Below are 21,464 nucleotides of genomic sequence, written 5' to 3'. Positions count from 1 at the left end.
ACCGTGATACAAAACATGCCCGCACAATACTTTCAATCCTCCCATAACAATAGATATCCGCAGGAAAAGTTGCCCCTTATTTTAGAAACGGGTATAAGCGAAAACTATGCTCTCATTGATTCTGGTCATGGACAAAAATTAGAACGTTATGGAACTTACCGCATTATTCGACCAGAAGGTCAAGCACTATGGAAACCCGCTTTACCTCAACAACAATGGGCTGATGTTGATGCTATTTTCACAGGAAACCTTGATGAAGAAGGGGTTGGGCGTTGGCATTTTCCTAAAAAGCCACTTGATGAAACATGGGCTCTTGCTTGGAATGGATTGTCTTTTCTAGGCCGTTTTACTTCCTTTCGTCATGTGGGGGTTTTTCCTGAACAAGATGCCCATTGGCGCTCTATGGAAGAACAAATTGTTCAAGCCAAACGCCCTATAAAATTGTTGAATCTTTTTGGCTATACAGGTATTGCCTCTTTGATTGGAGCACGAGCGGGTGCGAATGTTACCCATGTTGATGCTTCTAAAAAAGCCATTGCGTGGGCAAAAGCTAATCAAGAAAGAGCAGGATTACCAGATCATTCTATTCGCTGGATTTGCGATGATGCTATGAAATTTGTCGAGCGTGAACTGCGTCGTAAAAAAAGCTATGATATGATTCTTCTTGATCCCCCTGCTTATGGGCGTGGACCCCATGGTGAAATTTGGCAACTGTTTGATCATTTACCCGCCATGATCACAAATTGTCGTAAACTTCTCTCTGATAAACCGCTCTCTGTTGTCCTTACAGCTTATTCTATTCGTGCTTCCTTCTTTGCACTTCATGCTTTAATGCGTGATGCATTTGTAAATCTTGGTGGTACGGTCGAATCAGGAGAACTCATTTTGCGTGAAGAAGTTGCAGGACGTGCTCTTTCTACTTCTCTTTTTAGCCGTTGGATTGCTTGAATATGTGTAGACCCAAAACTGGTAGAGTGAAAGAAATTACCTCTCTTAGCAACCCCATCATAAAAGATCTTAAAGCACTTAGCCAAAAGAAAAACCGTAATAGAGAAAGTCTTTTCATGGCAGAAGGATTGAAATTGGTCATTGATGCTCTCAATCTTGGCTGGACAATACAGACGCTTATTTTTTCTAAAAGTAAAATCGGTAATGCTACTATCGAAAATACTGCCGCACGTGCTGTAGCCAACGGTGGTTTTGTTATTAAAGCCTCACAAAAAGTTATGGAATCACTTACCCGACGCGATAACCCACAAACAGTTATTGGTATTTTCAAGCAAAAATGGCACTCTTTTGAAATGATAAAAGGACAGATTAAAGATGTTTACATCGCGCTTGATCGTGTGCGTGATCCTGGAAACCTTGGTACCATTATTCGAACCGCTGATGCTGTAGGTGCTAAAGGTGTTATTTTAATTGGTGAAACAACAGACCCTTTCTCGCCTGAAACGGTCCGTGCAACCATGGGATCTATTTTCTCTGTACCACTTTATCGTTTTGATGAAAGCGCCTTTTTAAACTGGTCTTCTCACTTTAAAGGTATGATCGTTGGAACACACCTCAAAGGATCTCTGGATTATCGCACACTTGACTTCAAAAATGGCCCTATTATCCTTTTAATGGGGAATGAAAAACAGGGATTATCAGATCTTCTTACGAATCGGTGTGATAAACTTACGCGTATTCCACAAAGCGGACGAGCAGACTCGCTTAATCTAGCTGTAGCAACAGCTGTTATGCTTTATGAAATCCGTCGCCCCTATTTAATACTGGAACCATGTGAGGAAAAACATGATTCGTAAATCACTCCCTTTTCTTCTCTTGGGCTTGGCTTTTACAGTAGTACTTGATCAAGCTGTCAAATACTGGGTTATGCACAATATGCCTTTAGGAACAGAAATTTCGCTTATTCCTTTTCTTTCCCTTTATCATGTGCGCAATTCTGGCATCGCATTTTCGTTTTTTTCTTCCTTTTCTCAGTGGGGAATCATCGCCATCACGATCATTGTGATTATCTTCCTTCTATGGTTATGGAAAAATACTGAATATAATAAGTATTTAATGCGCTTTGGCCTTATTTTTATTATTGGAGGAGCCATCGGCAATCTCATTGATCGTATTCGCTTTCATCATGTCACTGATTATATACTTTTTCATATTGATGATATTTTTTATTTTGCTATTTTCAACCTTGCAGATAGTTTTATCACTCTCGGTGTTATTGCCATCCTTATTGAAGAATTGCGTACTTGGATGAAAGCAAAGCCTCATTCCAATAGTACATCTCCTCATTGATATGTTCATTGCCTTAGAAAACAGAGAGCTTTGATCATCACAAGTCTGATTACGCATTGATTTCTCTTAATCAATTCTTGTTGCTCGTCATTTCACGTGTTTCTCTTCATGGGACGATAAGATCTTACTTTCTTTTCAACTTCACATTTCTACACTTAGTTAGTGCAAAAGAAATGAACTCAAATAGAAATCAATATTTTTTATCCATGTGTCCTACATCATAATTTTTGAGGAGATATTTCACAGCATTTAAAGTTCCATTTATTTAATTAGAACAATTGCTTTTCGTATGTTTTTTAGTTTTTACAGATATCGCTTTTACAGAGCTTTTCTTAAGTGCTTCGTTTAAAAACTCTCCTTTTTTATTTTATATATTGTTTAATAAAAAACATTTTTTCAACTATTTTCAATGGTGTCTTGTTAAAGCAACATATTGATTATAAATATAAATTACCTTTTTTCATATTGAATAAAGCCCTTAATAGCCTAAATCTCTTTTATTTGGAATCTGTTCATGTTGAATCCATAAAAACCCTGTCTCTTGCAAGACACAAGCAAGTTAATAATCTTGATTAATATAAACAGATTTGAAACCAGAGAAGCTTGCGATATTTAGAGTATCATTTAGCATTCAAAAAGACAATTTATCATTACATATCAATATATTATATAAAAATCCAATTCGATAGCTCTTATAACCGTGCAAAACAGATGCAATATTGGAAGTTGAAAAATAGTGTGATGATACTTGCCGCTCTTCTCATAAACGCAAAAATAGTGAATATTTTATAAGGGATTGTATTACATAGTTTCTGTGAAAATAGAAAAGTTTTTAAGTATAGTCTTTTTATCTTGCAAAAATATGGCAAAAAATGGAAATATTTTTTATTAAAATGAACTATTTCCTTACCAATTTGTAAGGTTCCTTCTTCATATAAATCTCTTGTAATTTTTAAATAAATCTCCATAATAAGAGCATATATGCTGGAATTCTGTCAGTGATTCTTAAGGGTTTTTGTATTTGCCCAATTAAGGCTTATACCAAGCTTATCTGTGTAATGACAGAGACACTTTTAAAGCCCTATACCTGACAGAACATATGCTAAAGGATTTTATATTATGGCTAATTTTAAAGATTTACGTTCGGCACCTGCTTCTCATGCCGATGCATCAATTGATCAGGGATTACGCGACTATATGTTGGGTGTCTACAATGCAATGGCCATTGGTTTGCTTATTACAGCTGCTGCCGCTTATGCAATTGTATCATTAGCAACGACAACAGATATGAGCCAAGCAGCAGCTCAAATCAATAGCAGTGTTTATCTAACACCACTTGGAGTAACATTTTATACATCGCCATTCTCTTATATTGTTATGTTTGCACCACTCATAGCAGTCTTATTCCTCAGTTTTAAAATTAATACATTGAGCACAAATGCTGCTCGTAGTCTCTTTTTTGGTTATGCTGCTCTGGTTGGTCTTTCACTGTCTTCAATCGTTTTGCGCTATACGACAGAAAGTGTTGTGCAAACCTTTGTCATTTCCGCCGCAACTTTTGGAGCTCTTTCACTTTATGGATACACAACAAAGCGTGATCTCACAGCAATCGGTTCCTTCTTATTCATCGGATTGATCGGCTTGTTTCTTTCCATGATTGTGAACATTTTTCTTGGATCAAGCGCTTTGCAGTTTGCTATCTCTGTGATTGGTGTTTTTATCTTTGCTGGTTTAACAGCCTACGATACCCAGAGCATTAAGTTGATGTATTATGAAGGAGATGAAAGCGATACCAGAGGACGTAAAGTTATTATGGGCGCGTTGAATCTTTATCTTGATTTCATCAATATGTTTGTCTTCTTGCTACAGTTTCTTGGCTCAAACCGTGATTGATTGCAAAAATCATAACTTAATTAAAGAACCTTGTTTCTAAAAGAGACAAGGTTCTTTTGTTTTTAGTGTAAGTCTTTACCCTTGGCCTCTTAGGGACTATTCTTTTCGTAAAATGACAAAAATACCTTATAAGCAAAAATTCCCTTGGTTTACCGGTTTTATCCAACAAAAACTCCACAGCTCCCTTTTTAATGCAATTCACAGCCGCTCTCATCATCAATCAAACATCATCAATCAAAATAGTAATTATGATCTGACCGTTGCTTCCTATAATGTGCATAAATGTGTAGGTGTTGATAAAATTTTTAATCCTACAAGAATTGTCCGTGTTATTACTGAATTACAAGTTGATATTCTTGCTCTTCAAGAAGCAGATAAACGTTTTGGGGAACGCATTGGTTTGATTAATCTTCAGCTATTAAAAGCTGAAACCGGTTTGATTCCTGTACCTCTTAATACTATGTCACCTCATGGCCATGGTTGGCATGGGAATGCTCTTTTTTTGCGAAAGGGATATGTACGTGATACTTTACAAGTCACTCTTCCTAGTATTGAACCACGTGGGGCTGTAGTTGTAGAGTTGGAAATGGAAGCAGGCCCTATTCGTATTATTGCGGCTCATTTTGGCTTATTACGTTACTCTCGTAAACAACAAACAAAAATGCTCCTTGAAATTTTCCAAAAACGCCCCCTTATGCCTACACTCCTTATAGGAGATTTTAATGAATGGCGGATGGGAAAAGGCTCATCTTTAAATCATTTTTCTCCCTATTTTGATAGCACTTTTGAAGTTGTACCAAGCTTTCCCTCTCGCTTTCCTTTTTTAGCCCTTGATAGAGTTTTTTCTTTTCCCCACCAATTGGTAACAAGTATTGAAAATCATCTTTCACCGCTTGCACGCATTGCTTCAGATCATTTGCCTATCAAAGCCTATCTTAATCTTTCTAACGCAATCAACATTCTTAAAAATAAATAAAAAAATTAATGTGCCTCATCCCAATTTTGAGCCGTCATGACTTTTACTTCAAGCGGTACAGATAAAGATAGAACCGGTATTGTAGCATTTTCCATAACATTTTTAACAACAGTCATGGTTTTTTTACTTTCTTCTTCTGGTACTTCAAAAATCAGTTCATCATGCACTTGCAGCAACATTTTTGCTGATAGTTTTTCTTCTTTTAAAGCATCTTCCATATGTATCATAGCGCGGCGAATAATATCGGCCGCAGAACCTTGAATTGGAGCATTGATAGCAGCCCGCTCATTAAGAGAACGAATTTTTACATTCTTTGCTTTTATTTCTGGATAATGGATACGACGTCCAAAAATTGTTTCTACATAACCATTTTCACGTGCAAAGATTTTGGTCTTCTCCATATAATCTTTAATTCCTGGAAATCTTTCAAAATACAGTTGAATATAACGACCCGCTTCTTGGCGTGAAATTCCCAATTGATTGGCTAATCCAAAAGCTGAAATACCATAAATAATACCAAAATTAATCGCTTTTGCACGCCGTCGTATATCTGAATGCATTCCTTCTATCGCAACACCAAACATTTGTGATGCCGTTATAGCGTGAATATCATGCCCTTTAGCAAAAGCTTCTTTTAATGCTTTTATATCCGCAATATGTGCAAGAATGCGCAACTCAATTTGACTATAATCAGCAGAAAGTAACACACGTCCTTTGGGAGCAATAAAAGCTGTTCGGATTTTACGTCCTTCAGCAGTTCGCACTGGAATATTTTGCAAATTTGGCTCTGATGATGATAACCGACCTGTTGATGTTATTGCCAAAGAATAATTCGTGTGAACTCGCCCTGTTTTTGAAAAAATATAAGAAGGCAAGGCATCTGTATAGGTAGATTTTAGCTTTGCAAGTTGACGCCACTCAATAATTTTACGCGGTAAAATATGACCTTCAGCAGCCAACTCTTCTAAAGTCTGTGCAGAAGTTGACCATTGTCCACCCTTAGTTTTGGCGCCTCCAGGCAATCCCATTTTGCCAAAAAGGATATCCCCTAATTGCTTTGGCGAAGCAATATTAAACTTTTCATCAGCTTGTTTATAAATTTCCTCTTCTAGAATCAAAGCAGCTTGTGCCAACTCTCCAGAAAGACGCAATAAAATCTGCCTATCAATAAGAATCCCCCGTTCTTCCATTCTTGCAAGAACTTTTACAAGGGGTCGATCAAGACGCTCATAAATTTTTGTCATCCCACGAGCAACAAGTTGTGGTTTCAATACTTGCCAAAGGCGTAGCTTTATATCAGCATCTTCCGCCGCATAAAGGGTTGCTTGTTTTAAATCTACTTGTGCAAAAGAAGTAATTTTTTTTCCGTTATGCGTTAAATCTTTATAGGCAATTGGTTTATGCTCAAGCCAACGTTCAGACAAATCATCCATATTATGGGTTAAAGTTCCAGCATCAAAAGCATATGATAAAAGCATGGTGTCGTCAAAAGAGCTTATCATAATGTCGTATTGCTTCATCACCAACCAATCATATTTTATATTATGACCAATTTTTAACACCGCTGAATCTTCTAATATCGGTTTTAAAAGTGCTAAAGCTTTTCGGGCCTCAATCTGTGAGGTAATGCGCCCGCCCCTCAAAAGGTCCTCTTCTCCTTCATCAAAATGTTCAAGAGGTATATAAGCTGCTTTTTCCGGCTGTAATGCAAGTGAAAAACCAACAAGCTTTGCTTGCATCGGATCAAGAGATGTTGTTTTAGTATCAAAAGCGAAAAAACCCTGCTCCTGTGCTTGTGATAACCACTCTTTTAAAATTTTCTCATCAAGAATTGTTGTATAAGCAGCTCTTGTAATTTTTTGAGTCAGCGCTTGATCTTTACGTTTTTGTGCAAAAACTTGTGGAGAATTTTCAGAAAAACTATGAAGAGATGCGTGCTCAGTATTCTTGATCTCAGAATCATGCCTGGGACTTAGTTTTTCCCATTCAACATCTATATCAAGTGCGTCAATAACAGCTGCATCGCATGACGTTGCCTCTGCCACGCGACGCGTTAATGTTGAAAACTCCATCGCTTTCAAAAAAGCAATTAAACGTGGACCATCTTGTGGCTCCAAAACAAAATCATCTAAATCATTATCTATAGGAACATCTGTTTTAAGCCTGACAAGTTCACGAGACATTTTAACTTGTTCTCTATAAGCTTGAATGTTTTCACGCCGTTTTGTTTGTTTAATTTCTGTTACGCGTTGCAATAAAAGATCAAGAGAACCAAATTCATTTAATAACTGAGCTGCAGTTTTTGGACCAATGCCTGGAATACCCGGTACATTATCTGTTGAATCTCCAATTAATGCTTGTAAATCAATCATTTTTTCAGGCGCAACACCCCATTTTTCTATAACTTCTGAGATACCTATATGCTTATCTTTCATTCCATCATACAAAGATACATGCGTATTTACGAGTTGCATAAGATCCTTATCAGAAGAAATAATGGTTGTTTTTGCCCCAACCTTTGTTGCAAATTTTGCATAGGTAGCAATTAAATCATCCGCTTCAAAGCCTTCCTTTTCAATACAAGGCAAATTAAAAGCCTTCGTTGCTTGGCGTATTAGCGCGAATTGAGGAATTAGATCTTCAGGAGGTTCAGCGCGATTCGCTTTATATTCAGGATAAATTTGTTTCCGAAAAGTATCAGATGAATAATCAAAAATAACAGCAAAATGTGTTGGAACAACACCCGTAGCTGTATTACGAGCATCACATAGTAATTTCCATAACATATTGCAAAAACCAGCTACTGCTCCTACAGGAAGTCCATCCTTTTTACGTTTTAAAGGCGGCAAAGCATAATAAGCACGAAAAACATAGCCTGATCCGTCAACCAAAAAAAGATGATCTGTTGCTTTCATTACAATTTTTTCTCCATTTCAGCTAAAAAAACAATTTGTCCTTATATATTTTTTCACTTTGCCTCTAAAAAGCCATTTTTTCTTTTCATAAGACATGAAGTCGTTGCACTTTATATTAAGTACCTAGAGCTTTTCTTTGCTGTTACAGGATTAATAGCTTTCATTTTGCTCCTCCTATGATAGCTGAGGTACGATGTAGCGACAGGGTCGTTGTGGTGTTCCCCTCCCCACAACGACCGTTTTTTTTGACATCGATATTCTTTAATTTCAATCGTGACTTTTTTAGAGAAAAGATGATGTTATTCATGAATTTTGAAATTATTCCACAGAGCTTTTTCACCCATTTTGTAGATAAAATCAGCATGTAACTTTTTTTCTTGCGTACTCAATCTTGAAGGTAAAGCCTGTGGGCGAATTTTAACGGCATAAGATGTATCTTTATCATTCTGGATATGTTCATCAACACCCCTTCTGTTATCAAAACCCAATACACCTTGTTTTCCACCGATAAGCTCAATATAAACATCGGCTAGAATCTCTGCATCAAGCAAAGCACCATGAAGAACACGATGGCTGTTATCAATTCCAAAACGTTTGCATAAAATATCAAGAGAATTAGGACCCATAGGAAATTTACGCCGCGCCATAGCCAGTGTATCAAGAATATTATCAACACTGATAAGCGGTTTGTTGACACGTTTTAATTCTGCATTAATAAAACCAATATCAAAACTCGCATTATGCGCAATCATTGTCGCGTCTTTGATAAATTCTAAAAACTCATCAACAATATCACTAAAACTTTTCTCGTTTTTTAGGCGTTCATTGGTTAATCCGTGAATTGCTACAACTTCATCAGGAATAATAACGCCTTCAGGGTTTAAATAAACATGAAATTGGCGCCCCGTAAGATAACGATCAACCATTTCTACACAACCAATTTCGATTATGCGATCTTTTTCTTTATCTAAACCTGTTGTTTCTGTATCAAAAATAATTTCCCGCATAACTTCAATTCTTTAGTTTTTTTATTACATCAAAAACCTGTTGACGTGTATTCTCTAAATCTTTCCCTGTATCAATAATAAAATCAGCACGTTCTCGTTTTTTTTCATCTGGCATTTGTTGAGCATTGATAAAGGCAAATTTTTTCTCATTCATACCTTGGCGAATCATGACACGTTCTTTTTGTATTTCTGGTGGAGCAGAAACAACAATAACGCTATCCACACGACTTTCACCATTTTTTTCAAACAAAAGTGGAATATCAAGAATAACGAATTTTTTCCCTTGTTCACGCGCTATATCAATAAATTCCCTTTCTTTTTCTTGCACTAAAGGATGAATTATTTTTTCTAATGTTTGTAATTTTTCTTTATCATCAATCAAAATTTCAGAAAGTTTCAAACGGTTAACTTCACCGTTTTCAACAACACCAGGAAAAATACGCTCTATGAATGACAAAGCTGGCTCACTTTTATAAAGCTGTTTTACTGCTTCATCAGCACTAAAAACAGAAATACCCGCTTGCTTGAAAAAATCAGCAACTGTTGATTTTCCCATAGCAATTGATCCCGTTAATCCTATGATCTTCATTCTCTTTTTTTACTCATATCCTCTAAAATAGCTGTCCGTAAAGCTTTTGTTACCTGTGGTCTTATTCCAAACCACTGTTCAAACCCTATAACAGCCTGATGTAGAAGCATCCCAAGTCCATCAACCGTCTTGAGATCACAAGCCTTTGCCTGTTGTAAAAAAGGAGTTATCAATGGTGTATAAATAATATCTGTTACTAACGCCGTTTTTTTTGCTTTATGAAAATCGCAAAAAAAAGAATCACTTTTTTCTTCTGGATTTTTTATACCAATAGAGGTTGTATTAACAATCAAATCAGCTTGATGAAGTATTTCATGGATTTTATGCCAATCGTAAACTTTAATGATTTTTCCAAAATGCTGAGCTAAATTATCAGCGCGTTGTTTTGTACGGTTAATCAAATAAATCTGTTCAAATCCGCGTTTTTTTAAGGCATATATGATAGCGCGTGCGGCACCACCTGCTCCAAAAACAAGAGCTGTTTCCCCTCCCCAATCAGATGCAAAATCATCAAGATTAGCGCTAAAACCATAGGCATCACTATTCGTGGCACAAAGCTTATCTCCTTCATACCAAAGTGTATTAACAGCACCAATCATTGTTGCTCTCTCATCTTTATAATCTGCTAAACGAAAAGCTTCCTGTTTATAAGGTAAAGTAACATTTCCTCCACAAAAGCCTATTTTTTGTAAAGACGCAATAAAATGACTGAATTCTTCAGATGTTACTTCTTGTGCAATATATTCTCCTTGTAAACCATATTGTTTAAGCCAAAAATTGTGAATTTTTGGCGATTTTGAATGATGAATTGGAGAACCAACAACAAAAGCACGCGGATAATTTGTTTTTTTTATTGTTAAGTCAACCATCAATAATTCCTAAGTGACGCAGTTTTATGAGTAGAGGCAGTAAAGGTAAACCAACAATGGTAAAAAAATCTCCTTCAATTTTTTCAAAGAGATGAATTCCTTCTCCTTCAATTTGATATACTCCCACGCTGTTTAAAACATCTTTTCCTACGCGTGCTAAATAACGTTCAATAAATTCTGATGAGAGTAAACGGACGGACATATGTGCACTAAAAGCTTCAACCCAAATTTTTTGACCATTTTTAAATAAAGCTACCGCACTATGAAGAGAATGGGTTTTTCCTGATAATTCACATAAACGTTGATGTGCTTCTTTAATATTTGTTGCTTTGTGAAAAACTTGACCTTCAAAATCAAGAACTTGATCACAACCAATAACGAAAGCATCAGGAAAACGGTCTGAAACATTTTTTGCTTTTGCACTCGCGAGAAAACAACAGAGTTCTTTAGGTGTTTTTTCTTTTGCTTTTTTTTCTACTTCTCTTTCATCAAAAGAAGTTCCTTCAATGGAAAAATTTAAGCCTGCTTTTTTTAATAATTTTGCACGATAAAAACTAAGAGATGCTAATATTAACGTATCTGCGTTCATGAGAATTTTCTCTCATTTCCTTCACGAAATCGTGATAACAGTTCAAATATTGCAGCAGCAGTTTCTTCAATAGAACGTCTTGTGACATCAATAATAGGCCAACCAAAACGTTCGCAAATGCGTTTTGCATAGATTAATTCTTCAGCTATGTTGATACGATTTGTATAATTATCAAGAGCAAAACTTTCTCCCAAATCTCGATTTTGGCGGATATGTGAGATTCTTTCAGCTGAAGCAATTAAACCAATAATTAAAGAATTTTTTGCCTCTAAAAGGGATTCTGGCAAATCAATATTAGGAATAAGAGGAATATTAGCCGTTTTTATTCCGCGATTTGCTAAATAGATACTTGTTGGCGTTTTAGAGGTTCTTGAAATTCCCACAAGAATCACATCTGCTTCGGATAAGCTACTGGAAGACTGTCCATCATCATGCTCTATTGTAAAATCCAGTGCCTCAATACGGCGAAAATAATCCGCATTAAGATCATGTTGTGCGCTCGCACGTAAATGTGTTGGCATTCCAAGGTAAGACTGAAAAGCATTTAAAACAGGATGTAATATATCAATACAGGGAACTTTTATTTTTTTACACATTTTTTGAAGGAGAAGTTTAAATTCTTCATCAATCATTGTGTAAAGAACAATACCTGGTTCTTGTTGTATTTCATCAAGAGCTTTTTGTAACTGTATTCTATTACGAATCATAGGATAGATATGCTCTGTTGCCTGACTCATTGCATATTGCGATGCTACAGCTCTTCCAACAGAGATTAATGTTTCTCCCGTTGCATCAGAAAGCATGTGTAAATGAAAGAATTTTTTTTCTTTTGTCACAAAAATTTTAACTCCTTGTTAAGATATGTGTATATATCTTCACCGTTTTTTATAAAACTAAAATTTAGGAAAAATTCTCCTTTTTTATGCACAAATTAAATGCTTGTGATAATTTAATCCCTCTTATAAAAAAAGAGGGGATAATATCTTTAAGATAGTGTTATTTTTATTCTTTTTTAACTTCCTTTTGTGGATAAAATTGAGGATAAATAATAATCCACACTAAACACAGTTATAAATAAGAATAATCCTTTCTTTAATATAAATTTATTAATATAAATTTCTGTAAAAATACTTTTGAATAGCATTTCATTAATGCTATAAATTTAACTTACATTTTTGTTATTAAAATAATTAAATACTATTTGGATTTTATATTTTTTCAAGTTTTTCATATAATTACTTAATATTACAGGAATAAATTTCATATAAATGGTACTTGCAGATTAAAAAAATTGAGTGTAGAATATTTTTTTCTTAATAATATTTCACTCATAAATTTCCATAAATTATTTAGAACAATCTTCTCCATTACAAAGAGCATATTTCATGCAAAAAATGAAACTACAAGAACTTAAAAGCAAAAATCCCGTTGAGCTTGTTTCTTTTGCTGAAACATTAGAAGTTGAAAATGCCTCCCTTATGCGCAAACAAGAATTAATGTTTGCTATCTTGAAAAAACTTGCTCTACAAGACGTAGAAATTATAGGAGAGGGTGTTGTTGAAGTTTTACAAGACGGATTTGGATTCTTGAGATCTGCTGATGCTAATTATCTTCCTGGTCCTGATGATATTTATCTTTCACCTGCACAAATACAGTCGTTTTCTTTAAAGACAGGTGATACAATTGAGGGTCCTATACGCAGTCCAAAAGAGGGAGAACGTTATTTTGCTCTCCTTAAAATTAATACAATTAATTTTGAAAAACCTGAAAAGATTCGTTATAAAATTCACTTTGATAATCTTACTCCTCTTTATTCAAATGAACGTTTCCAAATGGAAATACAAGATCCTACAGAGAAAGATATGTCATCACGCGTGATTGATTTGATATCTCCATTGGGAAAAGGACAAAGAGGGTTAATTGTAGCTCCTCCTCGGACGGGAAAAACAGTTTTACTTCAAAATATTGCTCATTCTATTACCACTAATCATCCTGAATGTTATCTCATTGTTCTTTTAATCGATGAACGACCAGAAGAAGTTACTGATATGCAGCGTTCAGTGAAAGGAGAAGTGGTTTCTTCTACTTTTGATGAACCAGCAATACGTCACGTACAAGTGGCAGAAATGGTCATTGAAAAAGCCAAACGTCTCGTTGAATATGGGCGTGATGTTGTTATTCTTCTCGATTCTATTACACGTCTTGGGCGTGCATATAATACAGTTGTTCCTTCTTCGGGTAAAGTTTTAACAGGTGGTGTGGATGCAAATGCTCTCCAGCGTCCAAAACGTTTTTTTGGTGCAGCACGTAATATTGAAGAAGGCGGATCTTTAACCATTATTGCAACGGCTTTGATTGATACAGGAAGTCGTATGGATGAGGTTATTTTTGAAGAATTTAAAGGAACAGGTAATTCGGAAATTGTTCTTGATCGAAAAGTTGCTGATAAGCGTATTTTCCCTGCTATGGATATTTTAAAGTCAGGAACGCGTAAGGAAGAACTTCTGGTAGAACGACAAGATTTACATAAAATTTTTGTTCTTCGTCGTATTTTAGCATCTATGAATGTAACAGATGCAATTGAATTTTTGATTGATAAATTAAAGCAAACAAAAAACAATAGTGAATTTTTTGATTCAATGAATACGTAGAGTCATTAAAGTTTTTATTAGGATTAAGACCTGTGGATACAATCTTTGCTGTTTCGAGTGGATTGTTACCTTCAGGGGTTGCAGTCATTCGGCTTTCTGGTCCTCATGTTGTAGATATAGTTAAAACGCTTTGTGGTCGTTTACCTAAAGCACGTTTTATGCATTATGGAAATCTTACTGCTCGTGATGGTAGTTTTTTAGATTCTGGTTTAACTGTTTTTTTTCCTGCTCCTCATAGTTTTACGGGGGAAGATTGTGCAGAATTCCATTTACATGGAGGAAAAGCCGTTGTTAATCGTTTTCTCGATGAATTATCGACATTTTCTGGATGCCGTATTGCAGAGGCAGGTGAATTTTCACGTCGTGCTTTTATGGAAGGAAAATTAGATCTTGTTCAAGCAGAAGGTCTTGCTGATTTAATAGAAGCAGAAACGGAAAGCCAACGGCGTTTAGCTGTTATGGGTACAAGTGGACATTTAACGACGCTTTATCGTGATTGGCGTCATAAGCTTATGAAGGCGCGTGCTTTTATCGAGGCAGAACTTGATTTTGTTGATGAAGCAGATATTCCCAACGCAATATCTGATAAAGTTTGGAAAGATATTGAAGATCTTTGTACCTCTCTTCGAGAATATATTACTGAAGGAGAGCGTGCGAGTATTTTACGTGATGGATTAAAAATTGTTATTGCTGGTGCTCCTAATTCTGGAAAATCAAGCATTATGAATCGTCTTTCAGGAAGATCTGTTGCTATTGTAACGGAAGAAGCAGGAACAACCCGTGATGCTTTAGAAATGAGAATTATTCTTGGTGGTTTACCTATTTTTTTAACGGATACTGCTGGTTTTAGAAAAACAGAAAATAAAATAGAACAGATGGGAATAGAAATTGCTAAACAGCATGTTATGGAAGCTGATTTGGTTATTTTGGTTTATGATATAGGAAATCCTAAGCAGGTTGATTTACCAGAAACATCGGCTGAAATATGGTGTGTTGGCAATAAGCTTGATCTTTATGAAAAAAATGATCAGCGTTGGTCTATACAATTTTCCGCATTAACTGGTTTAAATTTTGATTATTTTATAAAAGAACTTGAATCATTTTGTCATCATCGTGCTTCTGAAATTGGAAATATTGTTCCAGCACGTAAAAGACAACTTCAATTGTTAAAGGAGGCTGTTAAAGAGATTGAATTTTCTCTTAATTATCATTCTCTTGATCTCAGTTTACGTGCAGAACATCTCCGTTGTGCAAGTGATTTTCTTGGTAAAATTACAGGAGATATTGATGTTGAAGATTTGCTTGATATTATTTTTTCAGAATTTTGTGTTGGTAAATAATGATTCACGTGAAACATTGATTATTTCATAGACAGATTATAAAGATTATGTAATTTATATATTGTTTCACGTGAAACCTTAGAATATTTTCTACGGAATGAATTAAATGCAATCATATGATGTTGTTATTGTTGGTGGTGGTCATGCTGGCTGTGAGGCAGCTTCAGCTTCAGCGCGTGTAGGAGCCAAAACAGCGCTTGTTACACATAAAATATCAGCATTGGGAACAATGTCGTGTAATCCTGCTATTGGTGGACTTGGAAAAGGGCATCTAGTTCGTGAAATAGATGCATTAGATGGTCTCATGGGAAGAGCAGCAGATGCTGCTGGAATTCAGTTTAGACTACTTAATAGACGTAAAGGACCGGCAGTAAGAGGACCACGAACACAGGCAGATAGACAACTTTATAAAAAAGAAATTCAAAAATTATTAAAAGAACAAGAAAATCTTACTCTTATTGAGGATGAAGTTATTGATCTGGTTGTTAAAGATAATTGTGTATCAGGTGTTATTTTAAAAAAACAAGGAATAATTTTATCTGGTGCTGTTGTTTTAACAACAGGGACATTTTTAAATGGCTTTATTCATATTGGTGATAAAACATGGGCTGCTGGACGTATGGGGGATCAGTCAAGTGTGAAACTTGCTAAACGTTTAAAAAATTATCATATAAAACTTGGTCGATTAAAAACAGGAACCCCTGCTCGTTTGAGTAAAAAAACAATTGCTTGGGAAGCTCTCCAAAAACAACAAGCAGATGAAAATCCCATACCCTTTTCTCTTTTAACAGAGAAAATTGAACAACCACAAATTGAATGTGCAATAACACGTACAAATGAGAAAACACATCAAATTATTCGCGAGAATATTTATCGTTCTGCTTTATATTCTGGAAATATTGAAGGGTTAGGACCACGTTATTGTCCTTCTGTTGAAGATAAAATTGTTAAATTTGGAGAACGTGATGGACATCAGATTTTTCTAGAACCAGAAGGATTAAATGATGATACCGTTTATCCAAATGGTCTTTCTACTTCTCTTCCTGAAGATGTGCAAATTTCTCTATTGAAAACCATTGAAGGATTGGAAAATGCTATAGTTTTGCAACCTGGTTATGCTATTGAATATGATTTTGTTAATCCACAACAATTAACGAGAAGCTTAGAATTACGCTCTTTACCAGGTTTATTTTTAGCAGGACAAATTAATGGTACAACAGGATATGAGGAAGCAGCAGCACAAGGACTTTTAGCTGGATTAAATGCTGCACGTAAAGTAGGTAAATTAGATGAAATACTTATAAGTCGATCTACGGCTTATATTGGTGTTATGGTTGATGATTTGGTTTCACGTGGTGTTTGTGAACCTTATAGGATGTTTACATCACGTGCTGAATTTCGTTTATCTTTACGATCTGATAATGCTGATACGCGTTTAACACCTTTGGCACAAAAATGGGGTATTGTGAGTAAAATACGTTGGGAATGTTATCAGAAAAAACAACAACGGCTTGATCAAGCACGATCAATATGTCAAAGTATTTTTTTAACACCTAATGAAGCTTCTGCTCATGGATTACATGTTAATCATGATGGAATTCGGCGTTCGGCTTATGATTTTCTTGCTTATCCTCATATGACCTTAGAGCGTCTTTCAGATTTTTGGCCACAATTACAAAAAATTGATTCTAAAACAGCAGAATCTTTAGAAATTGAAGCACAATATGCGGTTTATTTAGATAAACAAGCACAAGATATTGCTTCTCTTCAGAGAGATGAGCGTTTAGAAATTCCTTCTTCTCTTGATATTCAGGCAATTTCAGGTCTTTCAAATGAACTTAAATCAAAAATTAAAGAAGTATCGCCGCGTTCAATTGCTGATGCACAAAAAATTGATGGCATGACACCCGCTGCGTTATCTCTTATTATTACATATATTCAACGTCAACGACGTGAAAAGGCTAAAACAGCTTAATGGATTTTTCTATAGAAAAAAAATATCAACAATTATTAAATATTGTTCCTTCTGTTTCACGTGAAACAATGGAAAATTTAATTCAGTTTGAGTCTTTAATACTTCAATGGAATGCGCATATTAATTTGATATCTGCTACAACAATACCAGATCTATGGACACGACATATTCTAGATTCAGCACAAATTTTTCCTTTGTATGCTCATTCTTTACATTGGTGTGATTTAGGATCAGGAGGAGGTTTTCCTGCAATTGTGATTGCTATCTTTTTGAAAGAAAAAAAAGCAGGACATATTAATCTTGTTGAAAGTAATGGGAAAAAAGTTGCTTTTTTGCGAACAGTTATTGCTCAACTTAATCTTCCAGCAACGGTTTATCACGCTAGGATTGAAGATATATATCAAAAAATTCCCATGTCTGATATTATAACGGCACGGGGATTAGCGCCGCTTAATACTCTTTTACAACTTATTTTTCCTTTATTAACAGAAAAAACTATAGCTCTTTTGCAAAAAGGTCGGGATTACGCTACAGAAATAAAAAATGCCTCTGCCAATTGGCACTTTGATCTGTTAAAACATAAAAGTAAAGTTGATGAAAATTCTGTTATTTTGGAAATTTCTCATATTCGATCATATAGAGGGTAGAGCAAAATGAGCGAAACACGAATTATCGCTATTGCAAACCAAAAGGGTGGAGTCGGAAAAACAACCACAGCAATTAATCTTGCAACAGCTTTAGCAGCCATTGGTGAAAATGTTCTTATTATGGATGTTGATCCACAAGGTAATGCAAGTACTGGTTTGGGGATTGATCGTAATAGCCGTCCTTTATCGTCTTATGATGTTTTGGTTTCAGGCGTTTCAATTACACAGGCGGCTTTAAAAACAGCTGTACCCAATCTTTATATAGTTCCCTCTACACTTGATCTCTTAGGTGTGGAAATGGAAATTTCTTCATCAAAAGATCGCATACAACGCTTACGTAAAGCTCTCTATGATGATCCGGAAATGGAAAAAAAATTCAATTATATTTTAATTGATTGTCCTCCCTCCCTTAATCTTTTAACACTTAATGCTATGGGGGCCGCGGATTCTGTTTTGGTACCTATGCAGTGTGAATTTTTAGCACTTGAAGGTTTAAGTCAATTACTTGAAACAGTAAAACAAGTGCGATCCGTACTTAATCCATCTTTAGAAATCCAAGGTATTGTTCTAACAATGTATGATGGACGTAATAACCTTTCAAATCAAGTTGTTGAAGATGTACGTTCTTTTATGGGAGATAAAGTTTATCGTACTGTTATTCCACGAAATGTAAGAGTATCAGAAGCACCTTCTTTTGGCAAACCTGTATTGCTTTATGATCTCAAATGTGCTGGAAGCCAAGCTTATTTGCGTCTAGCATCAGAAATGATACAACGTGAAAAACAAGCACGCGCTGCTGCTTAAAAATATAAAAAATAATCTAAAAATTCAAAGAGAAAAATTATGAATGATGATCTCTCAAAAAAAAGACTAGGACGTGGATTAGCGGCATTGATTGGAGATATCAATTTAAACAACAATATTGCACGTTCATCAAGCTTTGATAAATTAAATGAATCCGGTAGTATTTCTGAGCGATTTATTTCTATTGAATCTATTTCATGTAATCCTCACAATCCTCGGCGTCATTTTACTGAAACAGAGCTTGATAATTTGGCACAATCAATTCGTCAACACGGTGTGGTTCAACCGGTTATTGTAAGGCCTTTAAGAGATCATCCTCATCGGTTTGAATTGATTGCGGGTGAACGGCGCTGGCGTGCAGCACAACGTGCAAATTTAAGTCAATTACCCGTTATTATTCGTGATGTGGACGATAAAACCGCTTTGGAATTGGCTATTATTGAAAATGTTCAGCGGGCAGATCTTAATCCTATCGAAGAAGCAAAAGGATATGAGATGCTTTTGAATGAGCATGATTATACACAAGTAGATTTAGCACAAGTTATTGGAAAAAGTCGTAGTCATGTTGCAAATACGCTTCGTTTATTAAAACTTCCAGAAAGAGTACAACAATTCTTAACGGATGGACAACTTTCTGCTGGTCATGCACGTTGTCTTATAACCGTTGATGATCCACAAAATTTAGCTGAGAAAATTATTCGTGAAGGGCTTTCAGTACGTCAAACAGAAATACTTGCATATGAGAAAGCCAATCCTAAAACTAAAAAGCGTACCAATACGGAAAAAGATGCTGAAACAAAATCTTTAGAAAAATTACTTGCAGATGTGATAGGAATGAAAGTTATTATTCGACATGGTAAAAAAGGTGGCGATTTAAAAATACATTACTCTTCATTAGAACAATTAGATGAAATTTGTCGGCGTTTACAAAGTTAATCAATTGTTATAAAAAGATTTTTAACAGTTATCTCTTAAAATTTGGATTATTCTATACATATGTTCTTTAACAAATTCTAGATTTCTTGAAGGTAAAGAGTTTTTTTCATAAGTATAATTTTCCTCATCAGTAAGTACATATAATGTCGCTTTAAGTGCTAAGTGAGCAACAATAAAATCTTTTGGTGTGATATTATTTTCTTTTAAAATATTCACAAGTTTTGGATTATTAGAAATATAGGCAGCATATTTTTCAATATGATCATCATAAGTATTGATATCACTTTTTGTATTTGTTTGTTCTGGTTCTGAAGATAAATTTCTACATTCTGCTTTGATTTTTTCCAGCTTTAAAAGAATATTTTCTGTTAAGGGATAATTTGCAATGAAAGGCGGTATAAAAGAAGGATCATCTATTTCTTGTTTTTTTTCTTGAGCGTATGATACAAAAGGAAAAATGAAGAAAAAACACAATAGAAGTTTAAACATGACTAAAAATTATCCTTTCTTTTTTGAATTTCAATAAATACTTTTCCGTCTGTTATTCTTTATTTTTAGAAAAACATTTGTAAATATAATCGAAATAAAAACAATTATTAGGAATGATAAAAATACGGTGATTTTTTAATGCACTGACTTCTTTATTAGATTAAAGGGGTGATATTTTCTAACATTTCATAACTGATTAGTTGCTCAAAATGAGTTTTTCACAGCTATCTAAAAGAATTGTTGCTTTGTAAAAATGTTTTTTAACAAATTCAAGATTGTTTAGAAATATAATATTTTTCTCAGTAGAATATTCCTTTTCAGGTGCAAATATGAGAAGCGCGGATATTTCTTTAAGTACTAAGGTTCCAGCAGCAAAATCTTCTGGTTTGATATTATTTTTTTTAAAAATATTCATAAGTTTTGGTTTACTAGAAATATAGGTAGTGTAGTTTTCAATATTAGAGTGGATACTAGAATCATAAGTGATAAGATCATTTTTTGTTTCTGGAAGTAAATTTTCACATTCTTTTTCAATTTTTTCCAGTTTTAAAAAAAAATCTTCTGTTAAGGGATAATTTGCAACGAGAGGGGATATAAGAGAAGAATTATCTGTTTCCTTTTCCTCTGCTCTTGTTAGTTGAATATGTATCACGAAAAGAAAAAGGAGAAACAAACGTAATACGAACTTAAGCATGGTTAAAAATTATCCTTTCTTCTTCGAATTTCAGCAAAAACTTCTTCATCTGTTTCTTCTTCCATTACAAGGTTCCTTCGCAACACACTATCATCCCAGCGGAGAAAGGGATTGGTGGCTTTTTCTTGCCCTAAAGTGACAGGTAAAGTCATAGCGTTTTTTGCACGTAGCAAAAAAACTTCCTCTATTCTTTGGTGGAGTTTTTTATTATGTGGGTCAATTGTTAGTGCGAAAAGAGCGTTATTTTTTGTATATTCATGTCCACAATAGAGAAGTGTTTCATCAGGAAGTTTACGAAGTTTTTTTAAAGAATTTAACATTTGTGCAGGTGTTCCTTCGAAAAGACGTCCACAGCCCAATGAAAAAAGTGTATCTCCAGCAAAGAGTAAACTCTTCTCAGGAAAATAGTAAGATAATGCGCCTAAAGTATGACCAGGTGTTGAAAGAGCTAAAAGCAGGTGTGTGCCAAAAGAAAAACTTTCATCAGGTTGAAGTGTTTGATCAAGATAATTGATCTTTTCTTTTTCTGCTTCTGGCCCGATAACCATAGCGTTGTAAACTTGTTTTAATTCTGATAGGGCTTCTACATGGTCGTGATGATGATGAGTTACAAAAATAGTGTTAAGTGTCCAATTGTGGCGCTTTAAAGCATTGTGGATCGCTTTGCTTTCAGGAGCATCTATTGCAGCTGTCATACCACTTTTTTCATCATGAATGAGTATACCAAAATTGTCTTCTCGACAAATAAACTGTTCAATCAACATATTTTTTCTCCCGAACAGTGTTTGGCGA

At 34.9% G+C, this 21,464-nt stretch carries 20 protein-coding genes; 11 read left to right on the top strand and 9 right to left on the bottom strand.

The features are described 5' to 3' along the window. Positions 1 to 15 precede the first annotated feature (15 nt). The 5 genes from PVV63_RS00765 to PVV63_RS00745 all read left to right on the top strand — a co-directional run bounded on the left by PVV63_RS00765 (position 16) and on the right by PVV63_RS00745 (position 5,167). The gene (locus tag PVV63_RS00765; RefSeq protein ID WP_273790184.1) at positions 16 to 948 is read left to right on the top strand and encodes a class I SAM-dependent methyltransferase; all 933 of its coding nucleotides are present in this window, start codon (positions 16 to 18) and stop codon (positions 946 to 948) included. 2 nt (positions 949 to 950) lie between these two features. After that, on the top strand, positions 951 to 1,805 hold the full coding sequence (locus PVV63_RS00760) for an RNA methyltransferase (RefSeq protein ID WP_273790183.1): 855 nt from the start codon (positions 951 to 953) through the stop codon (positions 1,803 to 1,805). Next, positions 1,795 to 2,298 carry a signal peptidase II gene (gene lspA, locus PVV63_RS00755; RefSeq protein WP_273790182.1) on the top strand — a complete coding sequence of 168 codons (504 nt, stop codon included), beginning with the start codon at positions 1,795 to 1,797 and terminating at the stop codon, positions 2,296 to 2,298. The genes PVV63_RS00760 and lspA overlap by 11 nt, the downstream gene beginning before the upstream one ends. 1,119 nt (positions 2,299 to 3,417) lie before the next feature. Further along, positions 3,418 to 4,191, top strand: a complete 774-nt coding sequence (locus PVV63_RS00750; RefSeq protein WP_273790181.1) for a Bax inhibitor-1/YccA family protein — start codon at positions 3,418 to 3,420, stop codon at positions 4,189 to 4,191. 112 nt (positions 4,192 to 4,303) lie between these two features. Then, the gene (locus tag PVV63_RS00745) at positions 4,304 to 5,167 is read left to right on the top strand and encodes an endonuclease/exonuclease/phosphatase family protein (RefSeq protein ID WP_273790180.1); all 864 of its coding nucleotides are present in this window, start codon (positions 4,304 to 4,306) and stop codon (positions 5,165 to 5,167) included. A gap of 5 nt (positions 5,168 to 5,172) precedes the next feature. Here PVV63_RS00745 and polA read toward each other — a convergent pair whose 3' ends face one another. The 6 genes from polA to PVV63_RS00715 all read right to left on the bottom strand — a co-directional run bounded on the left by polA (position 5,173) and on the right by PVV63_RS00715 (position 11,972). Next, positions 5,173 to 8,082: a DNA polymerase I gene (gene polA / locus PVV63_RS00740; RefSeq protein ID WP_273790179.1), complete on the bottom strand. Its 2,910-nt coding sequence runs from the start codon at positions 8,080 to 8,082 to the stop codon at positions 5,173 to 5,175. Between the two features lie 299 nt (positions 8,083 to 8,381). Further along, a complete protein-coding gene (gene dnaQ, locus PVV63_RS00735) occupies positions 8,382 to 9,089 on the bottom strand; it encodes a DNA polymerase III subunit epsilon (protein ID WP_273790178.1) in 708 nt (235 codons plus the stop codon). A 4-nt stretch (positions 9,090 to 9,093) separates the two neighbouring features. Next, complete coding sequence (gene coaE / locus PVV63_RS00730; protein ID WP_273790177.1) at positions 9,094 to 9,678, bottom strand: dephospho-CoA kinase; 585 nt, start codon at positions 9,676 to 9,678, stop codon at positions 9,094 to 9,096. Beyond that, a complete protein-coding gene (locus PVV63_RS00725; protein WP_273790176.1) occupies positions 9,675 to 10,547 on the bottom strand; it encodes a shikimate dehydrogenase in 873 nt (290 codons plus the stop codon). The genes coaE and PVV63_RS00725 overlap by 4 nt, the downstream gene beginning before the upstream one ends. Beyond that, positions 10,540 to 11,136 carry a Maf family nucleotide pyrophosphatase gene (locus PVV63_RS00720; protein ID WP_273790175.1) on the bottom strand — a complete coding sequence of 199 codons (597 nt, stop codon included), beginning with the start codon at positions 11,134 to 11,136 and terminating at the stop codon, positions 10,540 to 10,542. The genes PVV63_RS00725 and PVV63_RS00720 overlap by 8 nt, the downstream gene beginning before the upstream one ends. Then, a complete protein-coding gene (locus PVV63_RS00715; RefSeq protein WP_273790174.1) occupies positions 11,133 to 11,972 on the bottom strand; it encodes a pyruvate, water dikinase regulatory protein in 840 nt (279 codons plus the stop codon). Before PVV63_RS00715 ends, PVV63_RS00720 begins: the two co-directional genes overlap by 4 nt. 549 nt (positions 11,973 to 12,521) lie before the next feature. Between PVV63_RS00715 and rho the strand changes: the two genes are divergently transcribed. The 6 genes from rho to PVV63_RS00685 all read left to right on the top strand — a co-directional run bounded on the left by rho (position 12,522) and on the right by PVV63_RS00685 (position 19,489). Further along, positions 12,522 to 13,787 carry a transcription termination factor Rho gene (rho, locus tag PVV63_RS00710; protein ID WP_015857121.1) on the top strand — a complete coding sequence of 422 codons (1,266 nt, stop codon included), beginning with the start codon at positions 12,522 to 12,524 and terminating at the stop codon, positions 13,785 to 13,787. A gap of 32 nt (positions 13,788 to 13,819) precedes the next feature. Beyond that, a complete protein-coding gene (gene mnmE, locus PVV63_RS00705) occupies positions 13,820 to 15,127 on the top strand; it encodes a tRNA uridine-5-carboxymethylaminomethyl(34) synthesis GTPase MnmE (protein ID WP_273790173.1) in 1,308 nt (435 codons plus the stop codon). 106 nt (positions 15,128 to 15,233) lie between these two features. After that, a complete protein-coding gene (gene mnmG / locus PVV63_RS00700) occupies positions 15,234 to 17,102 on the top strand; it encodes a tRNA uridine-5-carboxymethylaminomethyl(34) synthesis enzyme MnmG (RefSeq protein WP_273790172.1) in 1,869 nt (622 codons plus the stop codon). Further along, positions 17,102 to 17,749: a 16S rRNA (guanine(527)-N(7))-methyltransferase RsmG gene (gene rsmG / locus PVV63_RS00695; protein ID WP_273790171.1), complete on the top strand. Its 648-nt coding sequence runs from the start codon at positions 17,102 to 17,104 to the stop codon at positions 17,747 to 17,749. The genes mnmG and rsmG overlap by 1 nt, the downstream gene beginning before the upstream one ends. Positions 17,750 to 17,755: 6 nt before the next feature. Continuing rightward, positions 17,756 to 18,553 (top strand): ParA family protein, encoded by a 798-nt coding sequence (locus PVV63_RS00690; RefSeq protein ID WP_273790170.1) that lies wholly within the window; start codon positions 17,756 to 17,758, stop codon positions 18,551 to 18,553. Between the two features lie 39 nt (positions 18,554 to 18,592). Further along, positions 18,593 to 19,489, top strand: coding sequence for a ParB/RepB/Spo0J family partition protein (locus PVV63_RS00685; RefSeq protein ID WP_273790169.1), 897 nt, complete (start codon positions 18,593 to 18,595; stop codon positions 19,487 to 19,489). 21 nt (positions 19,490 to 19,510) lie between these two features. Here PVV63_RS00685 and PVV63_RS00680 read toward each other — a convergent pair whose 3' ends face one another. The 3 genes from PVV63_RS00680 to gloB all read right to left on the bottom strand — a co-directional run bounded on the left by PVV63_RS00680 (position 19,511) and on the right by gloB (position 21,436). Further along, on the bottom strand, positions 19,511 to 19,978 hold the full coding sequence (locus PVV63_RS00680) for a hypothetical protein (protein ID WP_273790168.1): 468 nt from the start codon (positions 19,976 to 19,978) through the stop codon (positions 19,511 to 19,513). A gap of 196 nt (positions 19,979 to 20,174) precedes the next feature. Continuing rightward, entirely contained in the window at positions 20,175 to 20,672 is a 498-nt protein-coding gene (locus PVV63_RS00675) for a hypothetical protein (protein WP_273790167.1), read from the bottom strand. Between the two features lie 2 nt (positions 20,673 to 20,674). Further along, positions 20,675 to 21,436, bottom strand: a complete 762-nt coding sequence (gloB, locus tag PVV63_RS00670; RefSeq protein WP_273790166.1) for a hydroxyacylglutathione hydrolase — start codon at positions 21,434 to 21,436, stop codon at positions 20,675 to 20,677. Positions 21,437 to 21,464: the final 28 nt, after the last annotated feature.

The organism is Bartonella sp. CM31XJBT (genome assembly GCF_028618555.1).
In the GTDB taxonomy this organism is placed as follows: Bacteria; Pseudomonadota; Alphaproteobacteria; order Rhizobiales; family Rhizobiaceae; genus Bartonella.
This window is presented reverse-complemented; position numbering and strand designations above follow the sequence as displayed.